The organism is Phenylobacterium sp. (assembly GCF_035276905.1).
Classification (GTDB): Bacteria; Pseudomonadota; Alphaproteobacteria; order Caulobacterales; family Caulobacteraceae; genus Phenylobacterium.
On record NZ_DATELG010000165.1, the window covers coordinates 1 to 5,473 of the forward strand.

Genomic DNA, 5,473 nt, shown 5'->3' on the forward strand with positions numbered 1-5,473 from the left:
AGCGCATTCACCGCCACAACCGCTATTCGATCATGGGAATCGCGGCCGGTCCAGAACAAATAGAGAACATTCTCCTGGCGTTTGTCGGCGCCAAGCTTGGAGAGCCGCTGGGCGCCCAGCGAGCTGGTTTGACACTCACGACCTAAGTCATTGAATCTTATCACTCGGCGCACGCCGAGTTTGACACCCCAAGCCATTGCTCCGCCAAGCCTTCAGCGCACCCTCCCGGGCCGCCAACGTCCGCCGTCCGGCAGCGATGAGCGGCGGCCTGACGTCTCAGCGCACCTCGTAGGCCCGGACGAACACGTCGATGGCCGAATGTGCGGTCTCGACCAACTCCTCGTCGGAGACGGCTTCGACGGCGCCTTCCAGCAGGCGCTCCGGGGGACCGGCGTTGGACAGGCCGACGAAGTGGAACACCGCCCGCCAGGGATCCGTGCGGCGCATGCGCCCCTCGTCCATCGCCCGCCGGAAGATCTCCGCCAAGGCTTTCCAGCCGGGCTCCGGGCCGCTCTCGAAGGCGCGACGTCCGAGGCTGGACTTGGCGCCTTCCGCGATCATGATCCGCCGATAGGCGACGATCTCGTCCTGGCAGATGAGGCGCAGGAAGGAGACGGCCAGATCGTGCAGCGCGGCCGGCAGGTCTCCGTCCGTGGAAAGGTTCGCGAACAGCGGCTGGAACAGCGTGACGCTGGTCTCGAGGATGACGGCGACGAACAGCTCCTCCTTCGAGCAGAAATAGCTGTAGAGCGTCTGCTTGGAGCCGCCGACACGGGCCGAGACCTCGGCCATCGAGGCCGCGTCGTATCCCCGCTCGAGGAAGACGCCCTTCGCGGCCGCAATGATGGCCCTGCGCTTTTCTTCGGTCTTGAGACGCAAACTGGCTCCTCCCCCCAGGCCCCAAGGCCCCACCCGAGGCCATTCTTAGACTTAGCTGTACACTTTTCACTTGACGCCGTCACGCGCGCCATGAATAGACCAGTCTGTACGGTCTAGAAATGGAGCGGTTCGATGCGTGTTCAACCCCGGCCCGGGACGACCTTGCGGATGGGATTGGCGACGGCCGCCGTGGCGATGCTCAGCGCCTGCGCAGCCGTTCCCTCGCTGGGGCCGCCGGCGGCGATGAAGCCGGCGCAGGCCTATGTCGCCCAGGCGAGCTTCGCCGCGCCGACCACGAGCTGGCCCGACGACCGCTGGTGGACCGCCTATGGCGACGCCCAGCTGAACGGATTGGTCGAAGAGGCCCTGGCCGCCTCGCCGGACCTTGCCCAGGCCCGCGCGCGGGTCGCCAAAGCCGAGGCCCAGGCCGGCCAGGCGAAGGCTGCGCTCCTGCCGTCGGTCACGGCCAACGGGTCCTACGTCTCGGCCAAGCAGAGCTACAACAACGGCGTCCCGCCGGCCTTCACGCCCCACGGCTACAATGACAGCGCCCGCGCGACGATCGACTTCTCCTGGGAGCTCGACTTCTTCGGCAAGAACCGTGCGGCCCTCGCCGCGGCGCTGTCGGAAGCCGAGGCCTCGCGCGCGGAGGCCGCGGAGGCGCGGCTGGTGCTGTCGACCAATGTCGCGGCCGCCTACGCCGACCTCGCCCAGCAGTTCGCCGACCGCGACGCCGCCGAGAACGCGGTGCGCATCCGCGGCCAGACCGCCGAGCTGACCGCGCAGCGGTTCGCCAACGGGCTGGAAAACCGCAGCGCCAGCGAGCAGGCGCAGGCCCGGCTCGCTTCGGCCCGCGCCGAGCTCGCCGCCGTCGACGAGCAGATCGGCCTGACGCGCAACCGGCTGGCCGCGCTGCTCGGCGCCGGGCCGGACCGGGGCCTGGCGATCGCCCGTCCCAAGGTCGGCGCCCTGAAGGCCTTCGGCCTGCCGGCCAACCTGCAGGCCGACCTGATCGGCCGCCGGCCCGAGATCGTCGCCGCCCGGCTGCGCGCGGAGGCCGCGTCCCAGCGGGTGAAGTCGGCCAAGGCCGAATTCTATCCGAACGTCGACCTGGCGGCCTATTTCGGCCAGCAGTCCCTGGGCCTCGACCTCTTCACCAAGCCGGGCTCGCAGATCGGCGCGATCGGCCCGGCCCTCAGCCTGCCGATCTTCCGGGGCGGCGCCCTCAGAGCCAACTACCGCGGGGCCGCGGCCGACCGCGACCTGGCGGTCGCCAGCTATGACGCCGCCGTGGCCAGGGCCCTGCAGGACGTGGCCGACGCCGCGGTCAGCAGCCGCGCGCTCGACGCACGTCTGGGCGAGAGCCGCCGGGCCCTGGAGGCCTCCAGCTCGGCCTATGCGCTCGCCCTGCAACGCTATCGCGGCGGCCTCGCGACCTACCTCGACGTGCTCACCGCGCAAGACGCGGTGATCGCCGACCAGCGCACGGTCGGCGACCTCGAGACCCGCGCCTTCACCCTCGACGTCGCGCTCGTGCGCGCCCTCGGCGGCGGCTTCCAGGCCGCCTGAATTTCCCTTCCCGGAGCTTACGCCATGTACGACACCGAACTCGACGAGGTCGAAGCGCCCGCCACCGCCCGGCTGGAGACCGCCGCGCCGCCTCCGGCCAAGGCCGCAAAGCGCACGCGCAAGCGGCTGTTCGCCGGCTTCGCCGCAGCCCTGGCCGCGGCCGGCGCCGGCTACGGCGGCTGGTACCTCCTGGTCGGCTCGCACCATGTCGAGACCGACAACGCCTATGTGAACGCCGACGTGGCCCAGGTGACGCCCCTGGTCGGCGGCCCGGTGAGCCGCGTCGCCGTCCAGGACACCCAGGCCGTGCGCCAGGGCGACGTGCTGATCGTGCTGGACGACAGCGACGCGCGCATCGCGCTGGCCTCCGCCGAAGCCGAGCTCGCCCGCGCCGAACGTCGGGTGCGCGGCTACCTGGCCACCGATCAGAGCCTGACGGCCCAGGTCGCCGCGCGCGGCGCCGACCAGCGCCGGGCCGCCTCGGCGGTGGTCTCCGCCCGCGCCGACCTCGACCGGGCCCGCATCGACCTGCAACGCCGCAAGGCCTTGGCCGCGACCGGCGCGGTGTCCGGCGAGGAGCTGACCCAGGCCCAGAACGCCTTCGCCGTCGCCGAGGCGGCCTACGACTCCGCGAGGGCCGCGCAGACCCAGGCCGGCGCCAACCGCGACGCCGCCGTGGGCTCGCTGGCCGCCAACGCGGTGCTCACCGACGGAACCAGCGTGGCCGCCAATCCGGAGGTCGCCGCCGCCCGCGCCAAGGTGGACCAGGCCCGGCTCGACCTGGCGCGGACGGTGATCCGCGCGCCGATCGACGGCGTGGTCGCGCGGCGCAACGTGCAGGTCGGCCAACGCGTCGCCGCCGGCGCGCCGCTGATGCAGGTGGTCCCGATCGGCCAAGCCTATGTCGACGCCAACTTCAAGGAAGTGCAGCTGCACAAGGTCCGGCTCGGCCAGCCCGTCACCCTGACCGCCGACCTCTACGGCGGCTCGGTGACCTATCACGGCACGGTCGTCGGCCTCTCGGCCGGCACCGGGGCGGCCTTCTCCCTGATCCCCGCCCAGAACGCGACCGGCAACTGGATCAAGGTCGTCCAGCGCCTGCCGGTCCGCATCGCCGTCGCGCCTTCCGAGCTGAAGGCCCACCCCCTCCGCGTCGGCCTCTCGATGAAGGCCGTGATCGACACCCGCAGCTGACGGGAGGAGCCGCCATGCGCACCGACGCTTCCCCCCAGCCGCTGAGCGGCCCAGCCCTGGCGATCGGCGGCCTGGTGCTGGCCGTCTCGAACTTCCTGGTGGTGCTGGACACCACCATCGCCAACGTCTCGGTGTCCAACATCGCCGGAGCGCTCGCCGTCTCGCCGAGCCAGGGCACCTGGGTGATCACCTCCTACGCCGTGGCCGAGGCGATCACCGTGCCGCTCACCGGCTGGCTGGCCGGGCGCTTCGGCGCGGTCCGGGTGTTCCTGACCGGCCTGATCGGCTTCGCGATCTTCTCCTTCCTCTGCGGACTGGCCCCCTCGCTGGGCGTGCTCGTGCTGCTGCGGGTCCTGCAGGGCCTGTGCGGCGGGCCGCTGATGCCGCTTTCCCAGACCCTGCTGCTGCAGATCTTTCCGAAACGGCTCGCCAGCGCCGCCACCGGGCTCTGGGCCATGACCACTCTGGTCGCGCCGGTCGTCGGGCCGATCCTCGGCGGGACGCTGTGCGACAACGTCGGCTGGGCATCGATCTTCTGGATCAACGTGCCGATCGCGGCGCTTTGCGTCGCGGCCGCCCTGCGGCTGCTGCGCAGCCAGGAGACGCCGACCGTACGCACGCGGGTCGACGTGGTGGGACTGGCGCTGCTGATCGTCTGGGTCGGCGCCCTGCAGATCATGCTCGACGTCGGCAAGGACCATGACTGGTTCGAGTCGTCCTTCGTCGTCGTCCTGGCGGTGGTGGCCGCCGTCGGCTTCGGCGCCTTCCTGATCTGGGAGCTGACCGCGGTCGAGCCGATCGTCGACCTCAGGGTCTTCCGCCATCGCGGTTTCTGCGCGGGCGTGGCGGCGCTCAGCATCGGCTTTGCGGCCTTTTTCGGCATGAGCGTGCTGACGCCCTTATGGCTGCAGCAGAACATGGGCTACACGGCGACCTGGGCCGGCTACGTCACGGCGCTTCTGGGCGTGTTCGCCGTCCCCGCCTCGCCGTTCGCCGCCAGCCTCTCCGCCAAGATCGACAGCCGGCGGCTGGTGTTCCTGGGCCTGGTCTGGATGGCGCTGATCACCGTGATGCGCAGTCAAGCCACCTCGCAGATGGGCTATTTCTCCATCGCCCATTGGCTGCTGATCCAGGGCGTGGGCCTGCCCTTCTTCTTCGTCCCGGCGATGGGGCTGGCGCTCTCCAGCGTCGACGAGCGGGAGACCGCGGGCGCGGCCGGGGTGATGAACTTCTGCCGCACGGTCTCGGGCGCCTTCGCCACGTCCCTGGTGCAGACCGCCTGGGAGAACGGCGCCACGCGCAATCACGTGGAGCTGGCCGGCGCGCTGAACGACGCCCAGGGGGCGATCGACCAGCTCGCCGCGACGGGCCTCGATCCGGAGCAGGCCCGCGAGACCCTGGCGCAGATGGTCGACGGCCAAAGCGTCATGCTGGCGACCAACCAGATCTTCGCGACCGTCGCCGTGCTGTTCGTGATCGGCGCCTTGATCGTCTGGATCGCACCTCGGCCGACGCGGGTCGCGGACACCAGCGCGGTGCACTGAAGGTCCGGGCGGCGCCTCGTCACAAGTCATGGCGCCGCCCGGAACCGACGCCTCGGCCGAATGGCGACGTCCGCCCCCTTTCGCGGGGAAGACCGGTGTTTGGGGATGGGCTGCTTCTTACGCCGCGCCCGCCAGCCGAGCCTGCGCAGGCGTCTCCGCGAGGTCGCTCGCCAGATAGTCCGCCAGCGCCCCGCGCAGGGTCTGCAGGATGGTCTCGAATCGCGCCTCGTCGGGCTCCAGCAGGGTGAAGCGGAAGCCCTGCAGCTCCGAGTTGAAGCCGGTGGAGA

4 protein-coding genes are annotated in these 5,473 nt (G+C 71.0%); 3 read left to right on the plus strand and 1 reads right to left on the minus strand.

Annotation, left to right across the window (positions count from 1 at the left end; all coding sequences use genetic code 11):
• Window positions 1-276 precede the first annotated feature (276 nt).
• A complete protein-coding gene (locus VJS38_RS07615) occupies window positions 277-879 on the minus strand; it encodes a TetR/AcrR family transcriptional regulator (RefSeq protein ID WP_324087552.1) in 603 nt (200 codons plus the stop codon).
• Window positions 880-1,011: 132 nt separating this feature from the next.
• Here VJS38_RS07615 and VJS38_RS07620 point away from each other — a divergent pair, with 132 nt between their 5' ends.
• The 3 genes from VJS38_RS07620 to VJS38_RS07630 are packed head-to-tail and all read left to right on the plus strand — an operon-like array spanning window position 1,012 to window position 5,186.
• Window positions 1,012-2,448 carry an efflux transporter outer membrane subunit gene (locus VJS38_RS07620; RefSeq protein ID WP_324087553.1) on the plus strand — a complete coding sequence of 479 codons (1,437 nt, stop codon included), beginning with the start codon at window positions 1,012-1,014 and terminating at the stop codon, window positions 2,446-2,448.
• Between the two features lie 24 nt (window positions 2,449-2,472).
• Window positions 2,473-3,642 carry an HlyD family efflux transporter periplasmic adaptor subunit gene (locus tag VJS38_RS07625; protein ID WP_324087554.1) on the plus strand — a complete coding sequence of 390 codons (1,170 nt, stop codon included), beginning with the start codon at window positions 2,473-2,475 and terminating at the stop codon, window positions 3,640-3,642.
• A 14-nt stretch (window positions 3,643-3,656) separates the two neighbouring features.
• Window positions 3,657-5,186 (plus strand): DHA2 family efflux MFS transporter permease subunit, encoded by a 1,530-nt coding sequence (locus tag VJS38_RS07630; protein ID WP_324087555.1) that lies wholly within the window; start codon window positions 3,657-3,659, stop codon window positions 5,184-5,186.
• Window positions 5,187-5,473: the final 287 nt, after the last annotated feature.